At 63.7% G+C, this 15197-nt stretch carries 15 protein-coding genes; 5 read left to right on the top strand and 10 right to left on the bottom strand.

All coding sequences use genetic code 11. The features are described 5' to 3' along the window. Positions 1-81 precede the first annotated feature (81 nt). From fabF to CDQ92_RS09030, 7 genes are all read right to left on the bottom strand, one after another. On the bottom strand, positions 82-1341 hold the full coding sequence (gene fabF / locus CDQ92_RS09000) for a beta-ketoacyl-ACP synthase II (RefSeq protein ID WP_088441043.1): 1260 nt from the start codon (positions 1339-1341) through the stop codon (positions 82-84). A gap of 183 nt (positions 1342-1524) precedes the next feature. Next, a complete protein-coding gene (locus CDQ92_RS09005; protein WP_003039428.1) occupies positions 1525-1761 on the bottom strand; it encodes an acyl carrier protein in 237 nt (78 codons plus the stop codon). Between the two features lie 44 nt (positions 1762-1805). Next, positions 1806-2978: a serine hydrolase domain-containing protein gene (locus CDQ92_RS09010; RefSeq protein WP_088441492.1), complete on the bottom strand. Its 1173-nt coding sequence runs from the start codon at positions 2976-2978 to the stop codon at positions 1806-1808. 31 nt (positions 2979-3009) lie between these two features. Then, entirely contained in the window at positions 3010-4764 is a 1755-nt protein-coding gene (locus CDQ92_RS09015) for a tetratricopeptide repeat protein (protein ID WP_088441044.1), read from the bottom strand. Positions 4765-5166: 402 nt separating this feature from the next. After that, positions 5167-5745: a hypothetical protein gene (locus CDQ92_RS09020; RefSeq protein WP_088441045.1), complete on the bottom strand. Its 579-nt coding sequence runs from the start codon at positions 5743-5745 to the stop codon at positions 5167-5169. A 2-nt stretch (positions 5746-5747) separates the two neighbouring features. Continuing rightward, the gene (locus tag CDQ92_RS09025) at positions 5748-6146 is read right to left on the bottom strand and encodes a VOC family protein (protein ID WP_088441046.1); all 399 of its coding nucleotides are present in this window, start codon (positions 6144-6146) and stop codon (positions 5748-5750) included. 90 nt (positions 6147-6236) lie between these two features. Further along, positions 6237-6749: a DUF3617 domain-containing protein gene (locus tag CDQ92_RS09030; protein ID WP_158213814.1), complete on the bottom strand. Its 513-nt coding sequence runs from the start codon at positions 6747-6749 to the stop codon at positions 6237-6239. Between the two features lie 88 nt (positions 6750-6837). On the opposite strand from CDQ92_RS09030, the gene uvrB reads away from it, so the two are divergent. Continuing rightward, positions 6838-9024 carry an excinuclease ABC subunit UvrB gene (gene uvrB, locus CDQ92_RS09035; protein ID WP_088441048.1) on the top strand — a complete coding sequence of 729 codons (2187 nt, stop codon included), beginning with the start codon at positions 6838-6840 and terminating at the stop codon, positions 9022-9024. 216 nt (positions 9025-9240) lie between these two features. Further along, positions 9241-10746, top strand: coding sequence for a S10 family peptidase (locus CDQ92_RS09040; RefSeq protein ID WP_088441049.1), 1506 nt, complete (start codon positions 9241-9243; stop codon positions 10744-10746). A 34-nt stretch (positions 10747-10780) separates the two neighbouring features. Here the strand turns inward: CDQ92_RS09040 and CDQ92_RS09045 are convergent, their stop codons facing one another. Then, positions 10781-11218 carry a hypothetical protein gene (locus CDQ92_RS09045; protein ID WP_088441050.1) on the bottom strand — a complete coding sequence of 146 codons (438 nt, stop codon included), beginning with the start codon at positions 11216-11218 and terminating at the stop codon, positions 10781-10783. A 134-nt stretch (positions 11219-11352) separates the two neighbouring features. Between CDQ92_RS09045 and CDQ92_RS09050 the strand changes: the two genes are divergently transcribed. Then, positions 11353-12051, top strand: coding sequence for an NRDE family protein (locus CDQ92_RS09050; protein WP_088441051.1), 699 nt, complete (start codon positions 11353-11355; stop codon positions 12049-12051). A 38-nt stretch (positions 12052-12089) separates the two neighbouring features. Here CDQ92_RS09050 and infC read toward each other — a convergent pair whose 3' ends face one another. Together infC and CDQ92_RS09060 are read right to left on the bottom strand one after the other, a co-directional pair. After that, entirely contained in the window at positions 12090-12611 is a 522-nt protein-coding gene (infC, locus tag CDQ92_RS09055) for a translation initiation factor IF-3 (RefSeq protein ID WP_088441052.1), read from the bottom strand. A 179-nt stretch (positions 12612-12790) separates the two neighbouring features. After that, entirely contained in the window at positions 12791-13927 is a 1137-nt protein-coding gene (locus CDQ92_RS09060) for a penicillin-binding protein activator (RefSeq protein WP_088441493.1), read from the bottom strand. Between the two features lie 61 nt (positions 13928-13988). Between CDQ92_RS09060 and rsmI the strand changes: the two genes are divergently transcribed. Both rsmI and CDQ92_RS09070 read left to right on the top strand, forming a co-directional pair. Next, a complete protein-coding gene (rsmI, locus tag CDQ92_RS09065; RefSeq protein WP_088441053.1) occupies positions 13989-14849 on the top strand; it encodes a 16S rRNA (cytidine(1402)-2'-O)-methyltransferase in 861 nt (286 codons plus the stop codon). Beyond that, the gene (locus tag CDQ92_RS09070) at positions 14846-15196 is read left to right on the top strand and encodes a YraN family protein (RefSeq protein WP_088441054.1); all 351 of its coding nucleotides are present in this window, start codon (positions 14846-14848) and stop codon (positions 15194-15196) included. The genes rsmI and CDQ92_RS09070 overlap by 4 nt, the downstream gene beginning before the upstream one ends. The last annotated feature ends 1 nt before the right edge of the window (position 15197 follow it).

Consider the following 15197-nt stretch of genomic DNA (forward strand, 5'->3'; position numbering starts at 1 on the left):
TCTTTGCGAGCAAAGCGAAGCAATCCAGAGCGGCTTGTCACACTCTGGATTGCTTCGCTTTGCTCGCAGTGACGAGCGCTTTTAGCCGATCGCCTTAACGATCACGCTGGCATTGGTGCCGCCAAAGCCGAAGCTGTTGTTCAGCGCCGCCTTCACCGGGCGCTTCTTCGCGGTGTGCGGGACCAGATCGACGCCCTCGGTGCCTTCATCGGGATTGTCGAGGTTGAGCGTCGGGGGGACGATCTGGTCGCGGATCGCGAGGATGCAGAAGATCGTCTCGACCGCCCCGGCGCCGCCGAGCAGGTGGCCGATCGCCGATTTGGTCGAGCTCATCGACACGTCGCCGATCGCATTGCCGAACAGCCGCTTGACAGCGCCAAGCTCGATCGTGTCGGCCATCGTCGAGGTGCCGTGGGCGTTGATATAATCGATGTCCGACGGGGTCATTCCCGCCTTTTTCAGTGCCATTTCCATCGAGCGGAACGCGCCCGACCCTTCGGGGTGCGGCGCGGTGACGTGATAGGCGTCGCCCGAAAGCCCGTAACCGACGACTTCGGCATAGATTTTGGCGCCGCGCGCCTTGGCATGTTCATATTCCTCGAGCACCACGACGCCCGCGCCTTCGCCCATGACGAACCCGTCGCGGTCCTTGTCATAGGGGCGGCTCGCCGCTTCGGGGCGGTCGTTATAACTCATGTTGAGCGCGCGCGCCTGCGCGAACCCCGCGATACCGATCGGACAGATCGTCGCCTCGGCGCCGCCCGCCAGCATGATGTCAGCATCGTCGTCGCGGATCATCCGCGCCGCATCGCCGATCGAATGCGCGCCGGTCGAGCAGGCGGTGACGACCGCGTGGTTCGGTCCCATCAGCCCATATTTGATGCTGACCTGGCCCGAGATCAGGTTGATCAGGCGGCCGTGGACGAAGTGCGGACTGACCCGGCCGGGGCCCTTTTCGGCGAGCAACAGGCTTTCGCTTTCGATGCCCGGCAGGCCGCCGATGCCCGAGCCGATCGAACAACCCGCGCGAAGCTTTTGTGCCTCGGTCATGTCCTCGAGACCCGCATCCTCGATCGCTTGCCCCGCTGCATCGATGCCGTAGATGATGAACGGGTCGACCTGGCGCTGCACCTTGTGGTCGACGCGCTTGCCGGGGTCGAAACCATATTCATGGTCCGGTCCCTTGACCTCGCACGCGATCGTGCATTTATAGTCGGAGGCGTCAAAGTGGGTGATCTGACCTGCGCCCGATTTGCCCGCGAGCAGATTGGCCCATGTGGTTTCCACGTCGGCGCCCAGCGGCGTCACCAAACCCAATCCCGTCACGACAACCCGGCGCATAGTCATTCCTTTCGTCGGCCCCTGCCCCCGCAGGCGCCCGCATCATTGTAGTTCGCGCGCTTCTAGATGACGCGCGCACATAAAAAAAGCTCCCCGGTCGCTGCGCACGAGCGCTCGAGACCGGGGAGCCGGAATTGCGTTGACGGCGTCGCCGCCGCATCCGGCAACGCCGGACAGGCTAGATTAGCCCTTGTTCGCTTCGATATAGTCGATCGCATCCTTGACGGTGGCGATCTTTTCCGCCGCGTCGTCGGGGATTTCGACGCCGAATTCTTCTTCGAATGCCATCACCAGTTCGACGATGTCGAGGCTGTCGGCGCCCAGATCATCGATGAAGCTCGCTTCTTCGGTGACCTTGTCGGCTTCGACGCCCAGATGTTCGACGACGATCTTCTTAACCTTTTCGGCCGAATCGCTCATGCGCTATTCCTTTTCTGACTAAGCCGTGAATGTTGGAAATTGCCCTAGTGTCCGTGGACGGGGCTGGCAAGAGGGCTGGTATCGACCAGTTCCTCCTCCGCCGCGCTATAGGCGGAACGCTTCCCTTTCTGTCCGTCCGGCACCTGTGTCACGAAATAGGCCGTGCCAGTGCCTGCTTCAAGATCGTACCACAGCCCCGATCGCAATCCATAGGCATCGCCCGAGTGGCCCAGCCGCCGCCGTCCGTCGCCGAACAGGTCGTCGCGGCACCCTGGCCCCGTCGCCGCGCCGCTGCCCGTGCTGTGCATCGCGGCGCCATATTCGCAGAAAAAGCCGCCGGCCCCCTCGCCCGTCGCCGGGCGGACCGGCGCCATGGCTTCCAGCCGGGCCAGGCTGTCGGCCATCAGAAAATTGTCGCCGCGACGTAGCAGCATGACCCCAATTTGCGCCAGCCCGTTCGCCGATATGCGCAGGCCGCCTTGCGGACTGAAGCCCGCGCCATGGCGCGCGAGCCGGTAGGTGCCGAGGTCGCAGCTGCCGTCGGTCGCCGGAACGACAGGACAGGCCGGGCGAACGCCCTTCATGTCGTCGCGGACGACCGAGCGGTCGGCGCCGTATAGCACCACCGCGCGCGCCACCGCGGCGTCGCTGCAGGTCGGCCAGTTGAAACAGGCGTCGATCCCCAGCGGGCGCAGCACAAGCCGAGCCATCGCCCGATCGAACCGCTCATCCGTCGCGCCTTCGATCGCCGCGGCGACGACCGGATAGTTGAGATTGGCATAAACAAAATCGCCGCCGGGCGCGCGCGGCGCATCCCATGCCGCCGGGTTCTGGAGCGACTCTTCCAGATCGGCATCCAGCGGCAATGCATAATCGACCCGATCGGCGAGCCCGGAGCGATGCCCCAGCAGCTGCGCCAAGGTGATCGCCTGGTCGGGATAGGCAGGATGACGAAGCCGCCAGCCGAGATAGTCCGAGACATCGCGGTCGAGATCGAGCCGCCCTTGCTCAACCAGCCGCAGCACGCCGAGCGCGACGACGAGTTTCGACACCGACGCAATGCGGACCGGGTCATCTGCCGTCAGCACCCGCGCGTTCGCCCGGTCGGCGTGGCCCATGACCACGCGCGTTTCGATCGTCCCGTCGCGGTCGAAATCAACCGCCACCGCAGCGGGCGGGGACGGCGCAGAGGCGAGCAAGGCGAGCGCGAGCAGCATCGGTCCGTTCTGCTTGGCGCGCTTCAGCGCGTCAAGGCGCGGGCTTGGCGGGAACGACACCCGAATCGCGCAGCGCCGCCGACGCCCGCTGGATCACCGCCGGCGTGATCATAAACCGACCGAGCACCGTTTCGGGCGGAGCGTTCGCGGGTTGACGGGTATAGGCGAGCAGACGGCGCCATTCCGCTTGTCCCCCCGCCAAATCGCCCTGACGGGCCAGCACAATGGCGCGGACCATCAAAAACTGGGGTTCCATCGTGCTGGGCGATGGCATCTGGTCGAGCACCGCGCGCGCTTCAGCTTGCTGGCCGCGCTGCGACAGAATGAACGCGAGCGTCACAGCAGGCACACCAGGAGAGGAATCGTCGAGCGCCAGTGACCGACGGAGCAGCGCTTCTCCGGCCTCGGCCTGCCCGCAGGTGATTTTGAACAATCCCAGAAAACCCGCCATGTCCGGGTCATAAGGATTCAGCCGCAATGCCGCGTCGCCCATCGTGTTGCCGCGCTGGCAATCACCCGTATAAAAATTGGCGCGGGCCATTGCGAACAGCCCTGCCGATGAGCTGGGACTGCTCTCATACGCCTGCAAGGCCAGCGACCGCGCTTCGTCAAAAGCTTCGCGGCCAGCCGGCGTCGTGCGCTGCGGCTGCCAGTCACCAAATCGCAGCAGCGACAAGGCGGCGAGCGCCACCGGGTCGCGGTCATTCTGTTCCAAAGTCGCGCGCAGGCAGGCTTCGACCTGCCGGGCGTAGGGCATGTTGCGCATCTGGCGAAGCCGGTTGAATTGCGCGAGACACGGATAGCCGGGGGAGAAACGCTCTGACTGGCGCTGCACCTGATCGCGCACGATCACCCCATAATCGCCCGCGATCTGAGCGATGCTTGGCTCCATGGGAGCGATATTGGGCATGTTATCGTCGGCGATCCGCACCTGCTGCGACCAGATCGCGCGCTGGTCATCCACCCGATTGAGCACCAGCGTAACCTCGCCCGCTCCCTGCTGGTTGAGGACCATCGACACGTCGAGGCGGTAATCCGCGGGCCGTGATGTCGCAGCGCCGGGCGCCTTCGCACTTAACAGGTTGATCAACGCGAAGCGCCGCAATCCATCGCGCAGCTTGCTGTCGAGCGCGCGCGCAAGGGCGCGCGAGTTGGGACTGTTTCCCGAAACAGGTTCGCTGACTTCGAGCGTGGGCACCGGAACGGACGTCCCGACAAACAGGCGATCGGGGCCGCTGCGCAGCGCCCACAGCGCCAACAGCGCCAGCGCGACCAGCATAAAGGCAACGATCCAGCGACCGTAGCGCGGGGACGTGCCCCGACCGACCGCGCCCGGTACGCGCGGCGAACCAGCTTTGTCGCCGCCGGGGGCAGACTTGACGTCATCCACTCCATTTCGCCCGTCGAGCGAACGTGCGGGCGGCGCGACGCGGTGCTGGACGACCACCTCGTAACTTCCCTGCGGCACGCGCAGCCGGTGAATCCACGGGGTATCGGCATAGTAGCGATCAAGCAGTGTCCGCAGGCGGCCGACCATGACGCGCGGATAGCTGTCGACGGCGGGATCAAAATCGGCACTGCGGCCCAAAGCTTCGGTCGCGATGGCGTAAGCCTTGGGCGAGCTGCGCCCGCCGCGCAACCGGTGCTCAACCAGGAACTGCAGCAAACGCGACAGCACCGGCGAGCGGACAAACAGCGGCGATTCGAGCAGCCGCTCCAGCTCCTCCGCAATTATCCGGTCGTTTCCACCGGCCGCTTGCGTATCATTCGCTTTCGCGTGGTCCATGCTACCCTCAATTGCCCACAACGAGCGCTGCGGTAGATACGCCAATCAATAACCGCGACCAGCCATTGTTACTCCCACGTAACGGTAACAGATAGGACCGTTGCCATAGCAGAAGAACGACGAGACGCCAATCTGGAACGATGAAACGCGAAACGAGGTAAACAAAGGGTTATCAACCGGCGACATCAAGGGATGTGACCCCTTGTAACTGCCAAATGCCGGAAATCCTGCCATCATTGCATCGTCGCGCCCTTCCTACATCGGTGCGACATTGAGGCCGAAAGGCGAAGTGTGCGAGCTGGTCCCTGGCATTCTTCATTATCCTCCGGTCTCAATTTAAGACTTCGCCGGACGGGATGACAGCCCCACCTGTCACCTGTCCGGCAAGTCGATAGGCTGTGCTCACCGCGGCCAAAGGCGCCCGATCAGGGCGGCGATCAGGATTGTTCCGAACAATAGGCCGACGACCCGCTTTTCAGGTTCGTCACCAAAGGCACGACCCGCATAGCTGGCGGTGAAAATGAACCAGATATAATAGATACCGACGGTATGAAGGCGCCGCCACCAGCGGCCGAGCTGTCGTTGCCAGCCATCGGTCGATGTGAACGCCATCACAAAGATCATGACATAGGTCAGCCCGCCGCCGATCAGCGACTGCCAGGTTCTTCCCGGCGCAAAGACAATGACGTTGACCGCCAGCGCCGCGAGATGGATGGTGTGGGCAAGCGCAAAGCCCAACCCCCATTGCCGCCGCCGCTTGCGCAGCGCCCGGGTGATACCCGCGGGCCAGCGGCGCATGAGCGTCGATGCCAGAAATACGATCAGGAACAGCGGCAGCGCGGCGCGCGCCGTCCATCGCGCCGCCAGTCCGGCGCGCTCGGCTGCATCAGCGCCCGACACCAATCCCGCTGCGACCGCCAGCAAGGCGGCGAACAGGCCGACCAGCAACGGCGTCGAACGGCGGTCGAGCCAAGCGGTCAAGGTCAGGCCGGACCGACCCGAAAAGCGCAGAGTTTGTTGCCGTCGAGATCGCGGAAATAAGCAGCGTAAAACGCCTGATCGCCCTCGTCGCCGCGAACGCCCGGCGGCCCTTCGCATGTGCCGCCCAGCGCGATCGCCTTGGCATGCAGCCCGTCCACTTTGGCGCGCTCATCGACGATGATTGCAGCCATATGCCCATTCCCGGCGTGCATCGGCTGGCCGTTATAGGGCCGCGTCACCGCGATGCCGGGCTGACCCCAGCTGGTCGCATAGAGGGTGAAGCCATTGTCCTCGTCGGACATCCGCATCAATTCGCTGGCGCCAATCGTCCCGAGCAGCGCGGCGTAAAAATCGCGCGCGCGGTCGATGTCGTCGGTTCCCATCGTCACATAACCCAGCATCGTCAATCTCCTCTCACGTCGCTACGTCGTCGATATGATAAGGGCGCCAGCTCTGCTGACGCCCCGATCGATTGGCAACTAGTCCGTGGTTCAGGTCGTCGCCGGTGCCTTGCACGGGCCGGTGTGGGTGCTGGTCATCTGCATGACCATTTCCATGTCGCCGCCGGTCGGCACCTTGCCCTTGGTCGTGATCGTCACGTCGCTTTTCTTGGCCGCCATCGTGCCTGTCATCGCCATGTCGACCGTCTGCCCGTTGGCAGTACAGGTACCGGCGATGTCGATCGTGCCGCCCGCAATGTCCTTTTTTGCCCAGGTGCATTCGCCACCATTGCCCGGACCTTTGGCGAGTTCGGCGGCGATATCTTCCTTATCGACCTGTTCCTGAGTCAGGCACTGGTCCATACCGCTGGCGCCTTCCATCATCTTTGACATGCCGTCCTTCATTTCGGGGGGCATGCCGGGGACTTCGAATTTCACCAGCTTGACATCGGTTTTCCAGTTGCCGGCCTCGCGCTTCACCGCACCGCCAGCATTTTCGCTTTTGCCGCAGCCCGACACCGCCAGGAGCGTGCCGACGGCTGCAATCGTCAAAATCTTTTTCATACCCTGTCTCCTGTGACTAGCCGCTGCCTGCTCTGTGGCGGACTCATTGCGATTGTGGACCCGCCCCATCGATACCATATTGGCAACAATGGCAATTCAGATTCGTACATCGCTCGATGAAATCGACACGGCGGAGGGCTATGTCCCGCACCGTCCCGCGCGCCCCGACAAGGTCGAAGGGGGCAAGCGTTTTGAACTGGTTAGCGACTATGAGCCCGCGGGCGATCAACCCACCGCGATCCGCGAACTGGTCGACACCGCGCTGACCGGCGAACGCGATCAGGTGCTGCTCGGTGTCACCGGATCGGGCAAGACCTTTACGATGGCCAAGATGATCGAGGCGTTGCAGCGCCCGGCGCTGATCCTCGCCCCGAACAAAATCCTCGCGGCGCAGCTATACGGCGAGTTCAAGAGCTTCTTTCCGAACAATGCGGTCGAATATTTCGTCAGCTATTACGACTATTACCAACCCGAGGCCTATGTGCCGCGGTCGGATACGTATATCGAGAAGGAAAGCTCGGTAAACGAGGCGATCGACCGCATGCGCCATTCGGCGACGCGCGCTTTGCTCGAACGCGACGATGTGATCATCGTGGCGTCGGTATCGTGCCTGTACGGAATCGGGTCGGTCGAGACTTATTCGGCGATGATCTTTGACCTCAAAAAGGGTCAGGTTGCCGACAATCGCGAGATCATTCGCAAGCTCGTCGCGCTCCAGTACAAGCGCAACGATCAAGCGTTCGCGCGCGGCAATTTCCGTGTCCGCGGCGACAATCTCGAAATCTTCCCGTCGCATTATGAGGATATGGCGTGGCGGATCAGTTTCTTCGGCGACGAGATCGAGGAAATCACCGAGTTCGACCCGCTGACCGGCAAGAAGATCGCGACGCTCAACCATGTCCGCATCTATGCCAACTCGCACTATGTGACACCGGGACCGACGCTCAAACAGGCGAGCGAAGCGATCCGGCATGAGCTGACCGAGCGGTTGAAGGAGCTGGAGACCGAGGGCCGGCTGCTCGAAGCGCAGCGGCTCGAACAGCGCACCAATTTCGATCTCGAAATGATCGCTGCGACGGGGAGCTGCGCGGGGATCGAGAATTACAGCCGCTTCCTGACCGGCCGCCTGCCCGGCGAACCCCCGCCAACCTTGTTTGAATATCTGCCCGACAATGCTTTGCTCTTCGTCGATGAAAGCCACCAGACGGTCCCGCAGATCGGCGCGATGTCGAAGGGCGATCATCGCCGCAAGATCACGCTGGCCGAATATGGCTTCCGCCTGCCGAGCTGCATCGATAACCGGCCCCTGCGCTTTGCCGAATGGGACATGATGCGGCCGCAGACGGTCAGCGTGTCGGCGACCCCCGGCACTTGGGAAATGGACCGCACGCAGGGCGTTTTCGCCGAGCAGGTGATCCGCCCCACCGGGCTGATCGACCCGCCGGTCGAGATCAAGCCGGTCGAGGAGCAGGTCGACGACCTGATCGTCGAGGCGAAAAAGACCGCCGCGGCGGGATACCGCACGCTGGTGACGACGCTGACCAAGCGCATGGCTGAGGATCTGACCGAATTCCTTCACGAAGCGGGGATGAAGGTCCGCTATATGCACAGCGACATCGAGACGCTGGAGCGTATCGAGATCATCCGCGACCTACGGCTGGGCGTGTTCGACGTGCTGATCGGGATCAACCTGCTGCGCGAGGGGCTCGACATTCCCGAATGCGGGCTGGTCGCAATCCTCGACGCCGACAAGGAGGGGTTCCTGCGCAGCGAAACGTCGCTGGTGCAGACGATCGGCCGCGCCGCGCGCAACGTCGACGGCCGCGTCATCCTCTACGCCGACCGCATCACCGGCAGCATGGAACGCGCGATGCGCGAAACCGACCGCCGCCGCGAAAAGCAGCGCGCCTACAACGAAGAACATGGCATCACCCCGACGACGATCAAACGCAACATCGGCGACATCATCGCGCATGTCGCCTCGAAGGACGGCGTCGTCATCGACATCGGCGAGGACAAGCCAGCGCACATGGTCGGTCATAACCTGCGCGCGTACATCCAGGATCTGGAGAAACGGATGCGCGATGCGGCGGCGGACCTGGAGTTCGAGGAAGCCGGCCGCCTGCGCGACGAAATCCGCAAGCTGGAAGCTGACGAGTTGGGGCTGCCCGCGGGCGAACAGGTCGCGCCGCGTGTCGGGCGCTCGAACGAGGGCAAGCCCGGCACGCGCAAGGGACGGTACGGGAAGCAGAGCAAGACCAAGTGGGGGCGATGATCGCGTCCATTTTGGACATAATCTTGGCATCGCCATCTAGCTGACGGCGGCAAAGCAAGGCAGACGCTGTTCTGGATGCGCTGGGTCTGCAACTCACAGCACAACGCAAAGCCGCGTAAACCCCCTTCGACGAAACCCCGCCTGGTACCGACAAGTAGCCTTGCCCCCTCCCCGCGTGCTGCATAGGGTTCGCGCGCAATCGGGGAGAAAATGCTTATGAAATCGGGTCTTTCGCTTATCGCGCTGGCGCTTGCCGCTACCGCGCCTTCGGTCCTCTACGCGCAGGACAAACCTGCCGATGATGCGACGGCCGAAAAGCCCGCCGATTACGAACCGCAGGTCCGCACCACCAAGCTCAGCGGCACCTTTGGCGGCCAGCGGATCAACTATGCGGCGACGATTGGCGAGACGATCATCAAGAACAAGGACGGCGTTGCCGAGGTTGCCGTCGTTACCACTTCCTATGTCAAGGAACCGCGCGATCCCGGCCGCCCCGTGACTTTCCTGTTCAACGGCGGCCCCGGCTCCGGCACCGTGTGGTTGATGATGGGCGCGTTCGGGCCGAAGCGCGTCGCGATCCCCGGCACCGGGGTCGACGATGGCGCCCCGCCCTACCCCATCGTCGACAATCCCGACGCCTTGATGGACGTCACTGATGTGGTGTTCATCGACCCGCCCGGCACCGGTTTTTCGCACCTGATCGGCAAGGCCGACCCCAAGGAATATTATGGGGTGACGCAGGATGCGAAGCTGGTGGCCGAAGTCATCCGCCGCTGGCTGAACGACAATGGCCGCTGGAACAGCCCCAAATATCTGGGTGGTGAAAGCTATGGCACAACGCGCTCGGCGGCGGTCGCCAACCAGTTGATGAACGCGACCTACAACGACGTCGCGCTGAACGGCATCATCCTGATCTCGACCGTGCTCGATTTTGCCGCGGGGTCAGACACCGCAGGCAACGAGCTGTCGTTCATCACCAACCTGCCGTCGATGGCGGTCACGGCGCTCTATCATGGCAAGGCCACCGGCACCTCGCCCGAAGCCTTTGCCGAGGAAGCGCGGCAATGGGCGATCGGCCCCTATGCGTCGGCGCTGCTCAAGGGGCAGAAGCTGCGGGGCGAGGAACGCGCCGCGATCCGCCGCGAGCTCGCGCGCTTCACCGGCCTGTCCGAAACCTATCTCGACAGCGCCGACCTGCGCGTCACCCCCGGCCGCTTCTACAAGGAGTTGCTACGCGATCGCGGGCTGACCGTTGGCCGTCTCGACAGCCGCTACACCGGAAAGGATTATGACAGCGCGGGCGAGGAGCCCGACAACGACCCCAGCTTCTATGGCATCGACGCGAGCTATACCGCGGCGATCAACAGCTGGAGCCGCGACGGGCTGGGGTTCAAGACCGACCGCGAATATCAGTCGATCGGCAGCATCGGCGGCCAGTGGGACTGGCGCATCGGCGGCCGCGACACCAACGCCTACCTCAACGTCACGCCCTATATCGGGCAGGCACTGCGCGAAAATTCGGGGCTAAAAGTGCTCGTCGCGCAGGGCTATTATGATTTCGCCACTCCGTTTTTCGCCGCCGAATATGCGCTGTCACGCACCGGCATCCCGCAGGACCGGATCAGCTACACCTATTATGGCGCGGGCCATATGATGTATATCCGCGACGAGGATCGCAGCAAATTGTCGGCGGATATTCGCGCGTTTATCCGGGCGCGGTAGCTATGTAGGGGCGCCCGCGGGCGCCCCTTTTTCTTTAGCGAAGAATGCCCTCCGCCTTCATAGCGCGAGCATAAAAGAGCAGCGCGAGCATGATCACCCATATGGTGAGCGTCACATAGAGCGCGACATTCTGAAAGAGCTCGCGGGTGGTCTCACCTTGCAGAACATGCTGATACAGCGTCGATCCGGCGAGCCCGATTATCGACAAAATAAAAGCCGTCACGGCGTGGCGCGACCGCATCAGCAACAACAGTGATCCGATAAAAGCGCCGAAGCCGCCGAGCGCCCAAAAGGCATCGGCCCACAGCGGCGCGCCAAGGATGAAGCTGCGCTGGGCCGCGGTCAACGGCGAGAGCCAGAATTCATTCTGCATATTGGTCAATGTGAAGTCGGCGACCGGAAACGCATTAATCAGCAAAGATACGACCCCGACCACCCAAAGGTGCCACGGCGTTTTGACGACATCAGTCATATTTGTCTCCCTCCCCAGAAAGATGGCGCAAGGCTAACATTTTTTCTCGTAGCGATCAATGCAGTGATATATCTTAATAATACAGTTAAGATCGATGGCTTGGCAAAGTCGAGGGAAGCCGCAATAGCGGCAGCATGTGCGTCGTCGCCCTCGCCTGGCAGATTCATGCCGACTGGCCGCTGATCCTGATCGGCAACCGCGACGAGTTTCATGCGCGGCCCGCCGCGCCGCTTGCCGAATGGGACGGGGGCAGTGGGATCGTCGCGGGGCGTGATTTGTTGGCGGGAGGCACCTGGCTTGGCGCGCATCCGGCGAGCGGGCGGATCGTTGTCGTGACCAATGTGCGCGGCGCGCTACCCGATCCGGCCAAGGAATCGCGCGGGGCGCTGGTGGTGGATTTGTTGCGCGGCGATGGCCGTTTTGCCGATCCGGTCGTGACCGACCTCGACCGCTTTAACGCCTTCAACCTGTTTGCGATCGGCGGTGGCGAAGCGCAGCTGCTCACCAATCGATCGGAGGCCGCGATCATGACGCTTGGCGCAGGCATACACGCGCTTGCCAACGAGCCGATCGATCAGCCCTGCCCCCGCGCCGAGCGCCTGCGCGCCGCACTGGCGGCGGTGGTCAAAGCGCGCACTGACCCCCAAGGCCTGCTCGACACACTGACCGCCGAGGGCAATCCGGCGCTGTTCCTGCGCGGCGACGTCTATGGCACCCGCGCGTCAACGCTGATTGCGGTGGGAGCGGATGGGAACGGGCAGATCATCGAACGCCGATACGAAGCGGGCGGCCGCCCCGTTGGAACGACCGCCCTGCAATTTCGTATTGGCTGAACATACCGTCGCCCCCGCGAAGGCGGGCGACCAAGTAGCTATTTCGGCGCGATGACCATCAGCATCTGGCGGCCTTCGGTGCGCGGATGCGCCTCGACCTTCGCGATTTCCGACGTCAGTTCCGCGACGCGCTGCAGCACATTCAGGCCAAGCTGGGTGTGGCTCATTTCGCGGCCGCGGAAACGCATGGTCATCTTGACCTTGTCACCTTCGCCCAAAAAGTCGAACACCTTGCGCATCTTCACATCGAAATCATGATCGTCGATATTCGGACGCATCTTGATCTCTTTGATTTCCTGCGTCTTCTGGCTCTTGCGTGCCAGATTCGCCTTTTTCTGGGCTTCGTACTTGAATTTGCCCACATCGAGGAATTTGCACACCGGCGGATCGGCGTTCGGGGACACTTCGACCAGGTCCATGCCCACGGAAGCGGCCTGCTCGATCGCTTCGGCGGTCAGCATCACGCCCAGATTTTCGCCTTCCTCGTCGATCACGCGGACCTTCGGAGAAGCGATGAATTCATTGTATCGCGGGCCGTTTTTCGGCGGCATCGGCGCCATCGGGCGGCGAGTCGTGGGCGGTGGTATAGCTGTATCTCCTGATCGTGGACGGGTGGCGTGCGGAATCAGCGCGATATACGCACGCCATGCTCATATAGTGAACGCGCGCGCGCCGTAAAGGCCGCGCGTGGCATGAAGGTGACGCTTTTCGACCGACTGTGGCGGTCAGGCCACGCCGATCACCATTTGGTCGGCGCTGGATCGACGACGCGGAAACCGCCGGCGCCGATCTCGCTGACCTCAAGCGCGCGCTGGGCAATGCCGCGATTGTTGAAGCGGAAAATGCCGTCGATGCCGCCAAAACCGTCCGCCGCGAGCAGCTTGTTCACCGGAAAGCTCGTCCCGGGTTTCCAGTCGCGCGAAATGCGAACGGTCAGCAGCACCGAGTCGTAGCCCAGGCTGGAAAGTCGATAGGGTGCCCGGCCGAAACGGGTGCGGTATTTGGTCGCGAGCTGGCCATAGAGGCCGTCGGAAACGCTGGCGAACCACGAGCCACGCATCACCGCGCTGGTGCCGAGCGACGCGTCGGTGTTCCACAATTCGGTGCCGAGGATCTGGGTTTGCCCGCTCCCCTTGATCACCGGCACCGCGCGAATTGCATTGCCGCCGCTGTCGGCGATCAGGACCGCATCGATCGCGCCGGCATTGGCGATCCGCCGTGCTGCGCCGGTCAGCGCGGTCGCGCTGCGGTCATAGCTTTCGACCGCGACCAGCGTCCCGCCCGCCGCGCTCACTGCGGAACGAAAGGCGGCTCCCGAACGATCGCCGTAGATATTCTTCGGCACCAGCGCGCCAAAGCGCTGATGCCCCTTGCCGCGCGCAAAGGCGACGACGCGTTCGACCGACTGACCGGGAACAAAGCCCATGATGAAGACGCCGTTGCCCGCAACGCTGCTGTCGTTCGAGAAGCTAAGCACGGGCACTTTTGCGTCGCGCGCGATCGGTGCGACCGCGGTGACATCTTCACTGAGCAGCGGACCGAGGATCAGTCGGTTGCCGTCGGCCACGGCCTGCCGCGCCGCCGCCGCCGCGCCGAGCGCGGTGTCATAGGTGGTGATACGAACGCGCTCGGTGCGCGAGTCGAGCAGCGCCAGCGTCGTCGCATTGGCGATCGCGGTGCCGACGTCGGCGTTGGGGCCGGTCTGCGGCACCAGCAGCGCAACGCGGTGGCGATCGGTATCGGTCGGCAGGCCGGGACCGACATTGTCGGTCGGGGTTTCGGGCGGCGGCGGTGTCGCCGGTCCACCGGTTTTCGGGACGACCTGACACGCGGCGAGCAACCCCGCCATCGCCACTGCACCGAGTCCGCGCAGCATTTGCCGCCGCGGCGACGCATAAGCTTGGCGCTCGGCAGCAGTTTCTGCCATTTTCGGCGTCATGCCAGATTCGACCATCTCAAATTCTCCCTTGCCCGGTCTCTATATCGTCGCGACCCCCATCGGCAACCTCGGCGACATCACCGCACGCGCCGGGGCGATGTTGGCACGCGCCGACCTGATCGCGGCAGAAGATACCCGGGTGACCGCCAAGCTGTTGTCGCATCTGGGTTTGCGCGTGCCGATGACCCCTTATCACGATCACAGCGACGAACGGACGCGCGCGGCGCTGGTGGCGCGGATGGCCGACGAAATTGTCGTTTTGGTGTCTGACGCGGGCACCCCGCTGATTTCGGACCCCGGATACAAGCTGGTTCGGGACGCGCGCGCCGCCGGGCGGCACGTCGCCACCCTGCCCGGCCCCTGCGCCGCGATCGCGGCGATCACGCTGTCGGGGCTGCCCAGCGACCGGTTTCTGTTTGCCGGCTTTCTGCCGTCAAAAGCCAAGGCCCGCGCTGACACGCTCGCCGAGTTTGCCGGCCTGCGCGCCACGCTGGTGTTTTACGAGAGCGGACCGCGTCTCGCCTCGGCGCTCGCCGCGATGGCCGAGGGGCTCGGCGACCGCGAGGCGGCCGTCGCGCGCGAGATCAGCAAGATGTTCGAGGAATGCGTCACCGGCACGTTGACCGAACTCGCCGCCCGCTATGCCGACGTGCCGCCAAAGGGCGAGATCGTCGTCGTGGTCGGCCCGCCGGGCGAAGCCGCGATCGAACAGGCCGACGACGCGACGCTCGACACCGCGCTGCGCGAGGCGATGGCCGACAAGCCGGTTGCACAAGCCGCGAAAGCGGTCGCCAAGCGCTTCGGGCTCGATCGCCACGACATTTATGCGCGCGCCCTGACGCTGAAGAATGCCGATTGAAGCGCGCGGCAGCCGAAGCCCGCGGCCGCGAGGCGGAGCGCCGCGCGGCATGGTGGCTGCGCCTCAACGGCTGGCGCATCTTGGGCGAGCGATTGCGCGTCGCGGCATGCGAAGTCGCCCTGGTCGCACGGCGCGGCCGCATAGTCGTTTTCAGCGCGGTGACTTGGCGCGAACGGCCCGAAGACCTCGATCTGGCGATCGATCAATATCGTCTGCGCCGTGTCGCGGCGGCGGCAGAAATGCTCGCCTCACGCTTTGCCCGACCGCAGGACGATATCCGCATCGATGTGATGCGCCTTGCGCCCGGGCGCCTGCCACGCCATCTGGTCGACGTCTGGCAACCCTGAG

This window comes from Sphingopyxis bauzanensis (assembly GCF_002205675.1).
GTDB classification, from domain to species: Bacteria; Pseudomonadota; Alphaproteobacteria; order Sphingomonadales; family Sphingomonadaceae; genus Sphingopyxis; species Sphingopyxis bauzanensis.